Source organism: Nocardia sp. NPDC058480 (genome assembly GCF_042720495.1).
In the GTDB taxonomy this organism is placed as follows: Bacteria; Actinomycetota; Actinomycetes; order Mycobacteriales; family Mycobacteriaceae; genus Nocardia.
This window is the reverse complement of the sequence record NZ_JBHXMN010000014.1, coordinates 117,897-133,177: the sequence shown is the minus strand read 5'-3', so window position 1 is coordinate 133,177 and position 15,281 is coordinate 117,897. Positions and strand designations below refer to the sequence as shown.

Sequence of the window (15,281 nt, the reverse complement as noted above, 5' to 3'; positions counted from 1 at the left end):
AAGGTTGATGCCGGTAGGTTTCCGTGAATTCGTTGCAGAAGTAGCGCTCTCCGATTCCTTGTTCGGACTTCGGAATGGGGCGAGTGTAAGCAGTATCGATCAAGTAATGGGCGAATCCGAATTCTATGAGGAAGTTGATCAAAAACGTGCATGGATGCGACGCGATTACGGGCTGGTTCAAATAGATTTCAATCCCGATGAAGGCGAGGGGTGGGTATCCTTCGGAATAAAGCTGTCAGTGCATCGCCTGGAATGGGGGACTTTAATTCCCACTCCGATTGCGGAATTGATAGCCGATATACCGGAGAAGATATACTTCGACGACCTCCTTGTTGCAATCGAGCCTCGCGGCGGCTTAGCAAGGCGGACGGATCTGAACTTCCGCGATGAAATTCACTACCTGACAGAGGCTGGCGCTGACATTGTGACAACCACGAAGGAGGAAGGTGAGGAGCTGGTGCCAGACTACGTATGGGAGATCAATCTGAAGACCCGCAGGATCACAAATAGATAATGCTCGATTGCGAGATCGTTCCGCCGCCCGATCTATACTGTTTGAAGGGTTTCAGCAGCGGATCGTATGTGAACGACGAGCAGATCTTTGCGAGCGGAGTCCGGCAGATCTCATCAGCGATAGTGGCGATCGGCGGGTGTTCTTTTGGCTCGGCTGTGGTGAATGACGTTTGGGGAGATCCGCATAGTCTGCGGGCTGGTACGTCTGTCGGGAGCGCGAGCGCCGAACTTGCCCAGTCTATGGTTGATCTGATTGCCTGATGTTTGACCTGGCTGCCAGCCCATGCTGGCCGGTTTGGCGGAACTGTAAGGACATCCGTATGAGCCCACGGCGTGACGACCACCGGGACCCCGAACGCGCCGAAGGCAAACAGCCTGGGCGCGCTAAAGCGGCGATAAGTGCAGGTCAGCTGGTCTGTGCGGCCGGACCCGGAGGGCTGTCGATACCGTGATGGGATGGAGATGGCGTTCGGACCCCGCCATCGGTCGTGTCGAACTGATGCTCGATTCGCTCGATGGGCTCTCCGTCGGCGATGCGCTGGGGGCGCAGTTCTTCATCATGGGCAGGTCACTTCCGGACCTTCGGTCGGGTAACCCTCCATCAGCACCGTGGGACTGGACCGATGACACCGAGATGGCGTGCAGCCTCGTCGCCGAACTATGTCGCCACCAGCGCACCGATCAGGACCGGCTGGCCGCGGGTTTCGCGCGCCGCTTCTCCCCGGAACGCGACTACGGGCATGCGACGGTCACGACGCTTCGACGTATCCGCAATGGTGCGCACTGGCGAGAAGCAGCCGCAGGGGTGTTCGAAGGTCAGGGTTCCTGCGGCAATGGTGCGGCCATGCGGGTCGCCCCGCTGGGGGCCTACTACTTCGACGATCCCCAACGGGCTGTCATCGAAGCAGTTCGGTCGGCGCAGGTCACCCATATGCACCCTGACGGAGTGATCGGCGCGGTTGCGGTGGCGGTCGCTGCGGGGCAGGCCGCTCATGCCCGCCGCACCCAAAAGCTTCCCACGGCAACAGAATTCCTCACTGCTGTCCTGGACCGTCTCGAACCCGGCGAGACAACGCGCGGCGTCCGTCGTGCTCGTGACCTGCTCGGCTCATCCATCGCCGAGGCGGCACACGAATTGGGTAACGGATCTCGGGTGAAGGCGCAGGACACGGTACCGTTCGCATTGTGGGCCGCCTCAACACATTTGGATGACTACCCGGCAGCCGTCACCGCCTGCATCGAAGCGGACGGCGATATCGATACCACCTGCGCTATCGCTGGGGGAATCGTCGCCGCCTACACCGGCACCGCCACTGGAACCGGGGTGCCCCAGGCGTGGCTCGCCGCTCGCGAACCGTTGCCCTCCTGGCTTACCTCGATCAGCCCGTCGCGCCGCCGACTCCGAGGTAACTGAGCTGGTTCGATGTTCGCGGCGACACCCGTTACCTCTACTCCCATTGTGGTGAATACATCGCCATCGACCTGCGCAGCAACCAGGAGCCCCAGGCAAGTGACACTCGTCCGATGTCGAATTCTTGAGTGCGCCAGAGGAAGCCGGTGGTCGCAACGTCGGAACTACTTCTGAACGTTCTGCGTCCGGCGAGAGAGGGCTCGCCGCGGATGGTGCGGGGTCGCTGGCGATCCCGTTGGCCGCGGTCCACGGCCAGTGCTTCGCCTGGTTCTGTCTGGTCCGCAGCTCAGGGCACGATGGTGTGGATTGCACCAGGTGCCGGTTGTTTCCGCGGACGCGCGGCGTTCGGTGTGAGACGAAGCCCGACCCTTTGCGGTTACCGTACGTCCAGTTTCGGGTTTATCGGGCGCTGTGTGGTGATCCCGGCGGCGGCGAGGGTTCTGGCCGCAGCGTCGCGGTCCGGCGGGGGATCGAGGGTGGTTTCGCTACGCAGCCGCTCGAGCAGCAGATCGGGCTTCAGTCGGTAGGACTCGGCGTCGGCGAGCAGGCTGTCGATGCTCGGCCCGTCGACAGGCTCGGTCAGATGGGGAACCAACGCTCCCAGAACCTCGTCCCTGTCGGCAAGGCCTCCCATGCCGCATTCCAAGCCATCGTCACCGAGATCATCCGGGTAAGGCGCACGAGCCCATACCCCGGCCGCATACCAGTAGACGCTGCCCACCTCGGATCCCTCGATCCGATCGTGGAGCTCCGCGTACGGGAGCCAGTCCGGTGCACCTGCCAGCATGTCGATCGGTGGCTGATGCCACTTCACCTTGCTCGCCTCATCCTCCCCGTAGAGTACGAACCTGCCCGCGCCCATCCGGGACAGCGTCCACCAGGTGCAGCCGGAGTCATCCCAGTGGAGTCCGTCGGTGTCGATCCAGTGGCCGCTGCGATAGCCACGTCCAGCGGCCTCCTCGGTGCTGTCCGCGCGAACAGCGGCGATCAGCGCCCACCGGGCCCACAGTATTTCGGCTTTCGGGAGGTCGTCCGGAAGTCCTGGCCGGTGAATAGTCAAGGTGTGAACTCCTGAGGGTGAATCCTGTTGTCGCTCAATGTCCTAGCGGCGTGGCGGGTGATCGTCAAACAGTAATGCCGGCGCGGCGCAGTACCCGTCCGACCGCGGGAATATCGCGTCGGCACGCGTATAGGCTGGACCAGTTGACGGATGGTCCGGCACCTCCGATTGGACATCTCGTCCGAATCGGCCTGCGTCGATGAAACGCGTGACCACCAACTGTTGCTCCGAGTTGCTGCCTGATTGGATGTGCCGTGGTCTGTTCTGAACGGTGTCGCTGATGCCGCAGGCTTCCGTTGGCGCGTTGTCGCCTGACCTCATGCCGCTGTGGCGAGCACTACATCACCGTCTCGGTAGTGGTCGGGCGGTCGCGTCGGTGAAAGTCCCGGGGATGACGTCACAACAGCGGACGGCATTGGCTGACCTGTTCGGGATGGCGGTGTTGCCCGAAGAATCGCACACCGTCAACTGTCGGCAACTCGACGCCGTGCTGGTCGAGTTGACAGGGCTGACGGGGCGAGAGGTTGCTGAGCAGATTGTCGGGCCGATCGAGGACCGGTCCGCAGCGCGGGCCGCGCGGGCATCGGATCGACAGGCGTTGTGGGCGTGGTTGAGAGCGCATCCTGTGGTGGCGGCCCAGCCGGTGTTGGCGGGGTGGGTCGCGGCGTCGGAACGGGCAGGGTTGATCGAGCAGTCGGTCGAGCGGACCAGGGAGCTGTTGGAGAAGGCTGTCCGAGTGTTGCGCGCAATTCCGGCACAGGGACAACCGCTGCCGATCTTCGCCGACGAGACGGTAGGGGATCCGCACGCGCTCGACGAGGGAACTCGTCTGCAGGGCGTGGTGATTCGCGCGCTCTCCGTCATTCACGATTGTCCACTGCCTGCTGATGCTGGAGAGTTGCGGCGGTTGTGGGTGTCGGCCGGCGTGGCCGACGATGAATTGTCTTCGACGGTGTTGGTGGCGGGGCTGGGTGGGCTGGATCCGGACGGGGTGCTCGGGAAGATGTTGCGGGTGTGTGCCGATGGCGGGGTCGCCGCGTCGGTGACGCTGCAGCAATTGCGCACTGTGGAGTCGTTCGGTTCTGTGCCGTCGGTCGTCCATGTGGTGGAGAATCCGAGTGTGCTCGCCGTGGCCGTTCGGCGGTTCGAGAGCCATTGTCCGCCTCTTGTGTGCACGGCCGGCTGGCCGAACAGCGCTGGCATCAGATTGCTCGACCTGCTGAGCCGAGCCGGTACTCGGATGAAGTACCACGGCGACTTCGACGGTGAAGGTCTACGGATTGCGGCGCACCTGGTGGCCCGCGTCGGTGCTCAGCCATGGCGTATGGGCAGCAGCGACTATCTGGCGGCGGTGAGTGACGGACCTGGAGTCGGGCGGGTTACCGGTGTCCCGTGGGACAGTGCGCTCGCTGGGCATTTGGGCCGGATCGGGGTCTCGGTGCCGGAGGAACGAGTCGTCGAAATCTTGCTGGCCGATCTCGTACCGTAGTTGTCGGTGGCCGCGTCTATGGTTGCCGTCATACCGCTGGAAGGGGCTGGGGATGGACCCGATCCGTGTGCCACCGGATATGTTCCGCTTCACCGGCGGTGAACGTTCCGGTCTCTACATGGCGATTCTGCAGGCGTTCGGCGAAGCCAACGAGCGCCTCGAAACAGCGCTGAGCGTTGACGATCTCCGTGGTCGGTTGGGCGCTGTCGGCTACATGGGGGCCGTCGCTGAAGGTGACCTCGCCGCATCGCTCGAACAGATGCGCCAGTGGAATCTGGTCGATGTCGTCCAGAACCATTCCGAGAACTACCGCACCGCGCTCGACTACGAACGTCGCAATCTTCTCTATTCCCTGACCAAACAGGGCGAGGCCGCCTTCGCCGGCGTGGTGCACGCGATGACCGTGCTGGTCTCCTCCGGTGCCTTGCAGACCGCGGTGCTCGACGCCATCGGTGATCGGCTGGCCGACTTGGCACACGAACTCGACAGTGGTTCGGACAAGCGGGTCTTCACAGTCTTGTTCGAACTCGAAACGCACCTGGAAGGGTTGCGCGCCAACACCAAACAGTTCAACGGCGAGCTGCAGCGACTGTTGCGGGCCGATGGTGTCGATCTGGCGGTCTTCCATGAAGTCAAGGCGGCGACCGTCGCCTATCTGCAGGAGTTTCTCAACGACATCGACCACCGCGGCCACGTTATCGCCACGCGTATTGGGACGATCGAGAGTTTCGGGGTGTCGCGAATGCACCAGCGTGCGCTCAGAGGCGCTGAACTGCCCACGCTCACTGGGACCGACCCCGCACCCGCATGGTTGGAACAGCGTGGCGCTCGCTGGGATGGGCTGCGTGCGTGGTTCCTGCCCGTCGACGGTTCGGCACCGCGAATCGACCAGCTGCGGCAAGTGGGGCGGCGCGCGATCATCACCCTGCTGCAGGTGCTCGATCGGCTCACCGAGTCACGTCGGCGTGCCAGCAGCGCGGTCGCTGATTTTCGCGAACTGGCCCGCTGGTTCACGGTGTTGCCAGAGGAAGACGACCTGCACCGGTTGTGGTCGACCGCGTTCGGGTTGAGTCCGGCCCGGCACGCGCACCTGGCACACCCCGATCCCGAACTGGTGGGCTATACGGCACCGTGGTCGAGCGCCCCGCCGGTGGAGGTGTCGCCCTTGCTGCGCAGCGCCGGGCGTGCCGAACGGATCGGCCGCACCGGATCGGTCCCGGACGTGTCCGCGTTGAAGAAGGAACGAGCGGTCAAAGCGGCGGCTGAACGGGCCGAACTCCAGGCCGCGTGGGACATGCTCGACACCGGGGGTGAGGTCCGTACTCTGGCGCAGTTCGTCGACCTCGACCACGCGATGTTCGAACGTCTACTCGACCTGCTCGGTCGGGCACTCGGCGCCGCACCCGACGCGTCCGGGGTGCGGCGGTCGACCACGACCGATGGACGGGTGGAGATCTCGCTGTCTGCGGGTGCTCCTGGCGCGGTAGCCGAATTGTGCACGCCGCGTGGCACTTTTCGTGGGCCTGACTATCAGATTCGGATCCGCACTGTCGGACAGCGACGGTCATGAGTGATCTCACCAACCAACTCGCGATCGCTGAGCGTGAAGAAGTCGGCAGAGGGATCCGGTATCTGCTGGTCCAACCGATGCTCACCGAGAACTTCGCGCCTGATCGGTTCGATGTGGTCCGGCGTCGTCGTGACCCGATCACCAAGTGGTTCGACTACTACTGCGGTTGGTCGGTCACAGTGGAGCCGCGACTGGGCTACGCGCGGTTGACCAAAGTTCGGGTGGCCACCGATGCGAGCCGCTCCGCGAAACGGATCCGAACTCAAAGGAGCGCGTTCGACCGGCGCCGATATGTCCTGCTGTGTGTCGTGGCGGCCGAGCTGTGTACAACACAGGTCACCACCATCGGATTGCTGGCGGGAAATGTTCAGGCAGCCACCGGGAGCGACCCGTTGCTCACGACGTTCGACACGGCCAACCGTGCTGAACGCCGTGCTTTCGTCGACGCGTTGCGACTGCTCGAGTCGTATGGCGTGCTCGATCCGGTCGACGGGGTAGCAGACTCCTATGTCGATTCCGAGCAGGCGAAGGTCCTGTTCCGCGTCGATGTCACGCGACTGCTGAGGTTGTTCGCGAATACGGTCGGGCCATCGCAGATGGGTGTGCCGGTCGCCGAGGTCGCGCTCCGATTGTCTGCGGTGCTGGGCGAGCTCACACGCGAACCCCGTTACGGCGATGCTGCCGGACCACTCGGTCGACATGCGGATACCAGCACTGTGTCGAGTACGCAGCGCAACCTGTGGTTGCGGCACAGCGTGTTTCGTCGCGTTGTCGATGATCCGGTGCTGTATTTCGATGATCTCGATGCCGATGAGCTCGCGTATCTGACCTCGATCACCGGTCGCCGATTCCTCCGTGAAGCCGCTGAGATCGGCGGGTTCGTGCTGGAGGAACGCGCCGAGGGCGTGCTCTTCGTCGACCCGGACGCCATCGCCACCGACACGAAATTCCCCGACGACACGAGCACCGCCAAACTGGCCGGACTACTGCTGCTCGACGAGATGGTCGGCCCGACCACCGTTGAACAGTTGCGGCGGCGCGCGACGACACTGCTGCAACGATTTCCGCGCTGGGCACGGACGTATCAGGCCGACGACGGGCCAGCTCGGTTGGTCGCCGACGCGCTCGTCGTGCTTCGGGAATTCCAGCTGATCCGTACCACCACTGCGGGATTGGTGATTCCGTTGCCCGCCGCCGCGCGCTATCGAGTGCGCGAGATCCGCAGCGCGACCGCCGACGAGGAGTCCTGATGCTCAACGAGATCGATCGCTGGATCCCCAGCCGTGCCGGAATTCTCAATGTGTGGCGCTACTACGACGAGGTACTGGAATTCCACGACGGCCGCTTGTTGCTGCGTGGGGCGAACGGCAGCGGCAAGTCCAAAGCGCTCGAACTGTTGTTGCCGTTTCTGTTCGACGCGAGCCTGCGTGCCAACCGCTTGTCGACCTTCGGGACGAACGAACGGACGATGCACTGGAACATGATGGGGGAAGGTGCCAGCGGCGTTACCCGGGTGGGCTACGTATGGCTGGAATTCCATCGCGATAGCTCGGTGTCCGAATGGTTCACCTGCGGTGCGCGCCTGCAAGCAACGTCGAGGACATCGAACGTGCACGTGGACTACTTCACCACCAGTCAGCGCATCGGTGCCGCGGGTGAAGAGGGGGTCTTGGTCATCACCGATGCCGATCGGCCGATCACCCGCAAGGAGCTCGAGGCGCGAATCGGCTCTGGGGGTGTGGTTCACGACGGCGGTGGCCCTTATCGAGATGCTGTGCGCAAGAAGCTGTTTCCCGGCCTGTCCGAACAGCGTTACGACGCACTGATCACCGCCTTGTTGCAGTTGCGGATGCCGAAACTGTCACAGCGCCTCGATCCGGGTTTGCTGTCAGGATTGCTTTCCAAGGCGTTGCCACCCTTGGGACACGACGAAATCGCGGATTTGGCAGAGGGTTTCGAGAGGCTCGACGCGCAACGCGAACGCCTGGACCGGTTGGCGATCGAGGCTGCGGCGGTGGACAAGCTTGCCAGGCAGCAGCGTTCCTATGCACAGCAGGTGATGCGCGCTCGGGCGGGCGAACTCGTGGCCGCGACGACCGAACTGTCGAATCGGTCGGAAGCGGAGAAGGAATCTGCTGCGCGGCTGGCTGAGACCGGCGCCGAGCTCGAGCGGAGCGAGCTGAAGATAGAGACGCTCGCGGGTGAGTCGACACGCTTGGCGTCGCACCGAGAGGGGTTGATGAAGTCCGAGGCCTACAAGGTGGGCTCCACGCTCGACGAGTTGCGAAATACGCAGCGAGGAGCCCAGCAGCGAGCTGATGGTGCTGCCGACGCAGCCATGTTGAGCAAGCGTGCAGCCGAGGACGCGGCGCAGGCCAGCCTGTCCGCTGCCGAGAACGCCGCTACCCGTGCCCAACTCACCGACCGCAGTGCGGGTGAGACACGTCAGGCCGCACAGCGGTGCGGCATGGTTGCGATCTTGGATGAGGTTGCCGCCGATCCCGCATCCGAACAGGCACGAATGCTGATCCGTAATACCGTGCAAGCGCGTGAAGACCAACTGCGGAGTATGGAAGGTGCATTGGAGGAACACCGGCGTGTGTCCTCAGGTCGAGAGTCCGCGGAAGCGGCGGTGGACGCGGCTCGCCAGGAATTCCGGGATGCCGACGGTGCGCTGACCACTGCAACCGACCGCCGCGCCGACGCCGTGGATACCTTGCGTACAGAGATCGGCCAGTGGGCGGCCAACTGCCACGAACTGGCCCTCGATCCTGCGGCACTGACCGCCGCCGCCGATGTCGAACCGCGGTTCACCGCGCAGGTGACCCAGGCGGTGAATGCCGCCATCGAGAACGTGACGTCCAGGACCGCGGTGTGCGTTCGCGACCGCACGACCGCTGACGGAGCGCGAAACGAATTACGGGACGAACGTGCGCGCATTGCCGCACTGCGCGACATCGAGCCGGCGGCACCGCGTTGGCGAACCACCGACCGATCGGCCATGGCGGGCGCACCGTTGTGGCGGCTGGTCGACTTCGCTGACGGGATCTCCACGGCGACCGCGGTGGGTGTGGAGGCGGCCCTGGAATCGGCTGGTTTGCTCGACGCCTGGGTAGGTCCTGGCGGTGAGATATCGGGGCACGATGTCTACGCGGCGCCGGGCGCGCTCGAGCCACTGCCCGGCCCTACCCTGGCCGACGTACTGGTCGCGCTCGATGGCACCCCCGTGCCGGTCGCACGGGTGAACCGACTACTGATGACCATCGCTTTCGGGGAGTCTGTGCCGACGAACGGTGTCGTCGCGATCGGTGCGGATGGCACCTGGCGGGTCGCCAATCTGATCGGCAGTTGGAGCAAGGACCAGCCGGAGTTCATCGGCGCCGAAGTTCAGGCGCGCAAGCGGGCGCGGACTCTGGCGGAACTCGATCGCCGGATCGGTGAACTCGACAGCCAGATCGACGAGTTGGATGAACTACGTGGTGGATTGGAGCGTAAACGCAGCAGAATTGACGCTGAGTACAGCGCACGTCCCGATCGTGGCCCGCTGGTAGCAGCGGATTCGGCTGTCCTTTCGGCGCAAGCGGCGGTGACAGCAGCAGACCGGAGTGTGCACAATACCGCTGAACTGTTGCGCAAAGCCGAGGCGGCGGTCCGGACAGCGCTGCATTCGTTGAACGCGCTCAGCGCCACCACCGGACTGCCGCCGGACCGAGTCGGCATCGAGGCTGTGCGATCGGCGCTGAGGTCTTTCGGCGGGCAGGCCGACACCTGGCTCGACCATGTCCGCGACCTCGAGCACGCGCGATCGACCGAGCGCGACGCCGCCCGCTCGGCCGACCTGGCCGGCGCTGCGGCAGGCCGCGCGGAGGAAGCCGCGAGCAAAGCGCTCGCGGAACTGGTCGACGTCGCTGAACAACTGCAGACGATCGAGGACTCGGTGGGCCGGGAGTACCGTGAAGTGCTTGCCGACATCGCGTCGTCGAAGGAGCAGATCACCCGAGCAACAGAGGAACTCGAGAACGCCCGTCGGCATTCAGGTGACCTGCGCATCGATATCGGTAAGTGGCAGGCGCAATCGAATACCGATCGCCAGGCCCACCGTGACGCAATCGAAGCCAGAGATGCCGCGGCCCAACGTTTCAGGGTGCTCGCCCGCGGCACGTTGCCCGCGGATGCCGAATTCGCCGAGCTGGATCGCTTCCGTGAAACCCTGGACGGATCCGACGGCGTTCGTGCCGCGCTCGAAGCAGCTCGGATGCTGACCGCGGCGTGGCCGACGGTATCGCACACTCCGGCGAACGTGAGCGGCGCGTTCAACCGGCTGTCCAGCGCTGTCCACGAATGCCGTGCGGTACTCAGTTCCCGGGCCGATCTAGAGCTCGAAAACACCGGCGACGTGCAAATCTTCACCGCGGTCATCGACGGAATCCGGGTCGGCGCCGCTGAATTGAAGCGGATCCTGCATCGGGAAGCCGAACAGAGCAAGAACGAGATCACCGAACACGAGCGCACCCTGTTCGACAAGACCTTGACCGGTGACACCCGCCGCCACCTGGCCGACCGTATCCGCCAGGCCAACGGACTCGTGAAGACGATGAACGATCGGTTGGCTCGTGTGCGCACCGCCTCCGATGTGGCCGTGCAACTGCAGTGGCGGGTCGGGAAAGACCTCCCCGCCGGCACCAAAGCAGCCCGCGAGCTACTGTTGAAAGAACCGGCCGGTATCAACGCCGACGGGCGCGAAGCGTTGCACCAGTTCCTGCGTGACCGCATCGATGAAGCCAAGTCGGACGACAGCGCAACCAGTTGGGAACAACAGCTGGCACGAGTCTTCGACTACACGGCCTGGCACCAGTTCGTCGTGATGATCGACCGCGGCAAGGGGGAGGGCTACCAGGAACTCACCAAGAAACTGCACGGTGCGCTCTCCGGCGGTGAGAAGGCGATCGCACTGCATCTGCCGTTGTTCGCCGCGGTCGCCGCGCACTATCAGGCCACGCCGACCGCGCCGCGCGTGATCATGCTCGACGAAGTGTTCGTCGGTGTCGATACGGTCAATCGAGGGCAGATATTCGCCTTGCTCAGCGCCCTCGACCTGGATCTGATCCTCACCTCGGACCACGAATGGTGCATGTACTCCGAGCTGAGCGGGATCGCGATTCATCAGATCGTCACCGGTGACGAGAGCGACGCGGTGACCACCGCGCGATTCACTTGGGACGGGGCGGAATTGGTTTCCACCTGAACTGACTGGGCCTCGATTTTGCGGGTCCAGTCACCAGCGCCAGCCGGGGTGGCTCAGGACAAGCCGTCGAAGCTGCCCGTTGCCATCAGCGACAGGATGTGCAGGGGAATCTCGCCGTGAGGCACCAAAGTACGAACGGCGGTGTGCCCCTCCAACGGCTCGGCCTCGAGTGCCCCATCGGTCGAGCTGTAGGGCTCGATCAATCCAATGGGGGACCACCCGAGTCGACGTAACCGACCGCCGGGCTGGTTCGCAGCCGTACGCTCTTTGATCAGAGCGTACTGCCGAAACATCTATGTGCAGCTGAACGGCGTTGTCGCGCACCATGATCTGATTGGCGCCCTGCCCGATGCGAACGGTAGCTTTCGGCTATGACCAAGAAGCCCTCGAACCCGCACGATGCCTACGCTCGTGAGGTCCTCAGTCGTGCGGCCGACGCGGCCAGTGAGATCCGGGTCAACATCGATGCGGAACTGGCCGCTCGCATCGATTTCGACGGGATGGTGTTGGTGTCGGGCAGCTTCATCACCGAGGACCTCCGGTCTCAGTACAGCGATGTTCTGTACCGGACCACGATCGATGACCGCGGTGCCTATCTCTACATTCTGATCGAGCACCAGTCGTGCAGTGACCAGCTGATGGCGTTCCGGATGCTCAGCTACGTGGTCAACATATGGCGGCGTCACCTGGATGAGCATCCCAAGCCGGAGGTACTTCCCGTTGTCATCCCGCTTGTAGTGCACAGCACCCATACGGGTCTGCGCTGGACGGCTCCCACCCAGCTCAGCGATCTGATCGACCTCGACGACTGCGCCCGCGACCTGCTGTATCGGTACCTGCCCCGGTTCGAGTTCCTTCTCGATGACGTCGCCCCGTTGGATGTCGCGGCGTTACGAGCACGCGAGTTGACCCCGGCAGCGCGGCTGATGCTGATCATGCACAAGATCGGACCAGGTAATCCGCACCTCGGCTCGGATATCATGGAGGTGGTTGACGAGCTACGGGCGCTGTTGGATGGTCCTTCGGGTGCCCGCGAGTTCGATATTTTGGTGACGTATCTGTTCATCGTCGGCGACGTGAGCGTCACTGATCTGCAGCCCTTGACCGATCGTCTCGGTCCTCGAGCGAAGGAAGTTGTGATGACCACAGCGGAACGGCTGGAAGCGCGCGGAGAAGCGCGTGGGCGCGCGGCAGGCCGTGTCGAGATGCTGGTCGAGCAATTGACAGTCAAGTTCGGTCCGTTGCCGAGCGCCGTGACCGAGCGGGTTCAGGTGGCTGATGCTGACGAACTTCACGTGTGGGCCAGGCGGGTGCTGACCGCTGGTTCCTTAGCGGAAGTGTTCGCGTAGTCCGGCGGTATTGCCCGCGGCCGCCCGGGGTGGAAGTCGCCGCGTTTCGGCATCGGCGCTGTCGTCGGTCTTCGGCTCGGTCTTCGGCAAGATGTCAGCCACCGCTACTTACTCCACGGTGACTCGGTGTTGTCCGTGTCCGGTTTGGCTTCTCTGCGGCGGTGGGCCGCGACGCGTTGGGCACTGCGGCCGAGGATGTCCAAGCCGGTCGCGCCAGCGTCGAGTCCGCGCGAGCCCAGCACCTTGGCCGAGTCGCCGAAGGACTTGACGCGAGTTCCGAGTTCGGCGAGCGCATCTCGAACCGTCGGGTCCTCATGATCGTGCCAACCGAGGACTTCTGCTCGACGTGCGGTCGCGAAACTGTCGAGGTCGCACCGCAGTTGCACGACGTCGCGCTTGAGTTGGGTCGTCGACAACCATCGCAGGAGCTCGAGGGGTTTGATCGCCGCGTAGCTCGCGAGCTCGGCACGAGCTTTGAGCAACAGCTCGCTGTCGGAGTCGAGCTGTTCGGCGAGTATTCGGCGGGCAGTCGCGATCACCAGCTCGAGGTTGGCGAACTCGGTTTCGCGGACTCGTTCGATGCGCAGGCGCTGCCACTGATACATCGAATCCTGCGCGAGCACGAGCAACTCGAGGGTTTCACCCAGGCGATTGTCGCTCACTGCCCGTGTCAGGTATTTGGCGCGATCCTGCACGGGTTTCGTGCGGTCGAAACCATCGATGGTTTTGTTGATGTGGGCGCGCAGGCGTTCGACGACTGTCTCGATTGTCGGTCCCAAGTGTGCGACCGAGTCCCAGTCGACCGCGGGCAGCGTGCCGGTTTCATCGAGCGTGCGCACGATCCGCGTCAACGATCGGTGATGCCCGATGACGTCACCGATCGTGGTTGCCTTGGCCAGATTCAACACCTGATCAACGGTGCCTTCGACACGCTCGATCGCCGCAGTTGTCTCAGCTATCGCGGTCTGCAGAGCGATCGTCGCGACGGCCATTTGCAGCGAGAGCGCTTTGGTCCCTGCCAGTTGTGCTGGCTGCCATTGCATTTGGCCGCGAAAACGCCCAGCGACGTCGGTGACTGTCATCCGGTTGAAGCCCGATTCCCCAGGAATGACTTTGAACTTGCGCAACAACTCGACATCGGCCGGCCGGATCCGGACGAAGGTTCCGTGCTGAGCGCCGATCGCGGCCAGCCCGGTGGCCAGGGCAGCCGCGCCGGTGACGGTTTGCGCGTCCACGCCGACCACTTCGACCGTCTCCACCGCGTTGAAGCGCAGCTTGCGCAAGTACGTGGCAACATCGTCGGCGTCGCCGGCGACAAGTAGCCCCTCCGGTTCAACGGAAACGCTGAGAGCGGTCTCGCTATGGGGCTGATCCACCGTTGGTCCTCTGCTCGGCTGGCACTGTGTGGCCAGGCTACTTGCAGATTCTCGAGATCGTTGGTGGTCCAATAGTCTTGGTGAGATTCAGACATCGCCTTATGGGTTACCTCAACGGCCCGAGCGGTCGAAGCAAATACCAACCGGTTCGTGATGCCTGAATCTCAGGCCGACGGTGGAAACAGTCGAACATCGACCACCGCGGACAACGGCTCCAGCGTATGACGGATCAGCGGCTCTACCCTTTCCCAGTCGAGGCCACCATGCCCGCAGCCGAGCGCCGGGATGGCCACCGACCGGATCTCGTTCCGCTCGATGGTCTCGGCAAGGGACGGTAGGCCCGCGGCTACGTCGGCCAGGCGGCTGGGGGAGCGCCAGTGCCGTTTCGTCGGGAAGTTGATGATGAACCGCGGACCGCTCGTGGCGCCGGTTGCCCACACGTGCATCGCACCGATCTGAACTTCGCCCGCCCGTGCGGCTCGGGCATACTCCTGAAACATCTCCGGGTAGGTCTGCTTGAACTTCAGCGCGATCCCCTTGCCCATCACTCCGACGGTGTTGACGGCGTTGACGAGCGCTTCGACGTCGGCGCGGAGTAGGTCGCCGGACTGCTCACGGATCATGTGATCACCGTACGGCTACGGCAAACGAAATACGCCCTTGCATAGGTGTTCTCGTCATCGACGGTGATCACGTCGCACGTTCGGATAAGAATGCTGGGCAGTTCGGCGCCGAGGTGCGCGAGGTGGGGAGTGAAGATGGCTTCGGCGGCGGTCCGGTGGGCGGTGGTGATCAATCGGGTGATCGGGTCTGGGGTCCGTGGGGTGAACACGATGGTTCTAGCGAGGTCGTAGCCGTATCGCTTCGCGAGGGAGCGGATTCGGATCTCATCCCAGTTCTGGGCTGTGCCGGAGATGTCGGATCGCAGGTATCCGATGGCGATGGGTTTCATCCGACGAGTGCCGATCGGGGTACGTCGAGCATGGCTTGGCCGGTGGGTGTGTTGGTGTAGGCGTGGCCGCAGGTCGAGAGTTCCCAGGCGTGGCGGTGGGTGACTTCGCGGAGTAGGCCATTGAGGTGGAGGGTGCGTAGTGCACGCCTGGCTCGGCGGATGGATAGTGCTGTGTTGGCGGCGATTTGGCGGTCGGTGAGCTGTCCGCCGGGTTGCAGGATGCGGAGGACGAGCGCTTGGTCGATGGTCGACATCGTTGACTCCTGGATTTGCGTATTCTTCTCACGTTTGCCCGCGTAGCCTGGGAATACGACGT

At 63.7% G+C, this 15,281-nt stretch carries 13 protein-coding genes; 7 read left to right on the top strand and 6 right to left on the bottom strand.

Annotated features, from left to right (window positions below):
* Positions 1 to 7 precede the first annotated feature (7 nt).
* Both ACFWO8_RS26620 and ACFWO8_RS26615 read left to right on the top strand, forming a co-directional pair.
* Complete coding sequence (locus ACFWO8_RS26620) at positions 8 to 514, top strand: hypothetical protein (RefSeq protein ID WP_378964541.1); 507 nt, start codon at positions 8 to 10, stop codon at positions 512 to 514.
* Between the two features lie 498 nt (positions 515 to 1,012).
* Entirely contained in the window at positions 1,013 to 1,927 is a 915-nt protein-coding gene (locus ACFWO8_RS26615) for an ADP-ribosylglycohydrolase family protein (RefSeq protein WP_378964535.1), read from the top strand.
* A 373-nt stretch (positions 1,928 to 2,300) separates the two neighbouring features.
* Here ACFWO8_RS26615 and ACFWO8_RS26610 read toward each other — a convergent pair whose 3' ends face one another.
* Positions 2,301 to 2,984, bottom strand: coding sequence for a hypothetical protein (locus ACFWO8_RS26610; protein WP_378964531.1), 684 nt, complete (start codon positions 2,982 to 2,984; stop codon positions 2,301 to 2,303).
* A 280-nt stretch (positions 2,985 to 3,264) separates the two neighbouring features.
* Here ACFWO8_RS26610 and ACFWO8_RS26605 point away from each other — a divergent pair, with 280 nt between their 5' ends.
* The 5 genes from ACFWO8_RS26605 (at position 3,265) to ACFWO8_RS26585 (ending at position 12,637) form a co-directional block, all read left to right on the top strand.
* Positions 3,265 to 4,473 (top strand): TIGR02679 family protein, encoded by a 1,209-nt coding sequence (locus tag ACFWO8_RS26605; RefSeq protein ID WP_378964526.1) that lies wholly within the window; start codon positions 3,265 to 3,267, stop codon positions 4,471 to 4,473.
* Positions 4,474 to 4,525: 52 nt separating this feature from the next.
* Positions 4,526 to 6,043 carry a TIGR02677 family protein gene (locus ACFWO8_RS26600; RefSeq protein WP_378964522.1) on the top strand — a complete coding sequence of 506 codons (1,518 nt, stop codon included), beginning with the start codon at positions 4,526 to 4,528 and terminating at the stop codon, positions 6,041 to 6,043.
* Positions 6,040 to 7,293: a TIGR02678 family protein gene (locus ACFWO8_RS26595; protein ID WP_378964515.1), complete on the top strand. Its 1,254-nt coding sequence runs from the start codon at positions 6,040 to 6,042 to the stop codon at positions 7,291 to 7,293. Before ACFWO8_RS26600 ends, ACFWO8_RS26595 begins: the two co-directional genes overlap by 4 nt.
* Positions 7,293 to 11,288 carry a TIGR02680 family protein gene (locus ACFWO8_RS26590; RefSeq protein WP_378964512.1) on the top strand — a complete coding sequence of 1,332 codons (3,996 nt, stop codon included), beginning with the start codon at positions 7,293 to 7,295 and terminating at the stop codon, positions 11,286 to 11,288. The genes ACFWO8_RS26595 and ACFWO8_RS26590 overlap by 1 nt, the downstream gene beginning before the upstream one ends.
* A 371-nt stretch (positions 11,289 to 11,659) precedes the next feature.
* Positions 11,660 to 12,637: an Rpn family recombination-promoting nuclease/putative transposase gene (locus tag ACFWO8_RS26585; RefSeq protein ID WP_378964508.1), complete on the top strand. Its 978-nt coding sequence runs from the start codon at positions 11,660 to 11,662 to the stop codon at positions 12,635 to 12,637.
* Here the strand turns inward: ACFWO8_RS26585 and ACFWO8_RS26580 are convergent.
* The 5 genes from ACFWO8_RS26580 to ACFWO8_RS26560 all read right to left on the bottom strand — a co-directional run bounded on the left by ACFWO8_RS26580 (position 12,617) and on the right by ACFWO8_RS26560 (position 15,219).
* Positions 12,617 to 12,739 (bottom strand): hypothetical protein, encoded by a 123-nt coding sequence (locus tag ACFWO8_RS26580; RefSeq protein WP_378964504.1) that lies wholly within the window; start codon positions 12,737 to 12,739, stop codon positions 12,617 to 12,619. The two genes, ACFWO8_RS26585 and ACFWO8_RS26580, sit on opposite strands and share 21 nt — an antisense overlap.
* A 2-nt stretch (positions 12,740 to 12,741) precedes the next feature.
* Complete coding sequence (locus ACFWO8_RS26575) at positions 12,742 to 14,013, bottom strand: hypothetical protein (protein WP_378964501.1); 1,272 nt, start codon at positions 14,011 to 14,013, stop codon at positions 12,742 to 12,744.
* Between the two features lie 164 nt (positions 14,014 to 14,177).
* Positions 14,178 to 14,636 carry a macro domain-containing protein gene (locus ACFWO8_RS26570; protein WP_378964498.1) on the bottom strand — a complete coding sequence of 153 codons (459 nt, stop codon included), beginning with the start codon at positions 14,634 to 14,636 and terminating at the stop codon, positions 14,178 to 14,180.
* A complete protein-coding gene (locus ACFWO8_RS26565) occupies positions 14,633 to 14,965 on the bottom strand; it encodes a hypothetical protein (protein WP_378964495.1) in 333 nt (110 codons plus the stop codon). The genes ACFWO8_RS26570 and ACFWO8_RS26565 overlap by 4 nt, the downstream gene beginning before the upstream one ends.
* Positions 14,962 to 15,219, bottom strand: coding sequence for a hypothetical protein (locus ACFWO8_RS26560; RefSeq protein ID WP_378964492.1), 258 nt, complete (start codon positions 15,217 to 15,219; stop codon positions 14,962 to 14,964). Before ACFWO8_RS26560 ends, ACFWO8_RS26565 begins: the two co-directional genes overlap by 4 nt.
* Between the last annotated feature and the right edge of the window lie 62 nt (positions 15,220 to 15,281).

Excerpts from the sequence above, each read along its gene's own strand:
- ACFWO8_RS26620 (WP_378964541.1), top strand. The coding sequence starts at position 8 with ATGCCGGTAGGTTTCCGTGAATTCGTTGCAGAAGTAGCGCTCTCCGAT.
- ACFWO8_RS26615 (WP_378964535.1), top strand. The coding sequence starts at position 1,013 with ATGCTCGATTCGCTCGATGGGCTCTCCGTCGGCGATGCGCTGGGGGCG.
- ACFWO8_RS26605 (WP_378964526.1), top strand. The coding sequence starts at position 3,265 with ATGCCGCAGGCTTCCGTTGGCGCGTTGTCGCCTGACCTCATGCCGCTG.
- ACFWO8_RS26600 (WP_378964522.1), top strand. The coding sequence starts at position 4,526 with ATGGACCCGATCCGTGTGCCACCGGATATGTTCCGCTTCACCGGCGGT.
- ACFWO8_RS26595 (WP_378964515.1), top strand. The coding sequence starts at position 6,040 with ATGAGTGATCTCACCAACCAACTCGCGATCGCTGAGCGTGAAGAAGTC.
- ACFWO8_RS26590 (WP_378964512.1), top strand. The coding sequence starts at position 7,293 with ATGCTCAACGAGATCGATCGCTGGATCCCCAGCCGTGCCGGAATTCTC.
- ACFWO8_RS26585 (WP_378964508.1), top strand. The coding sequence starts at position 11,660 with ATGACCAAGAAGCCCTCGAACCCGCACGATGCCTACGCTCGTGAGGTC.
- ACFWO8_RS26570 (WP_378964498.1), bottom strand. The coding sequence starts at position 14,636 with ATGATCCGTGAGCAGTCCGGCGACCTACTCCGCGCCGACGTCGAAGCG.
- ACFWO8_RS26565 (WP_378964495.1), bottom strand. The coding sequence starts at position 14,965 with ATGAAACCCATCGCCATCGGATACCTGCGATCCGACATCTCCGGCACA.
- ACFWO8_RS26560 (WP_378964492.1), bottom strand. The coding sequence starts at position 15,219 with ATGTCGACCATCGACCAAGCGCTCGTCCTCCGCATCCTGCAACCCGGC.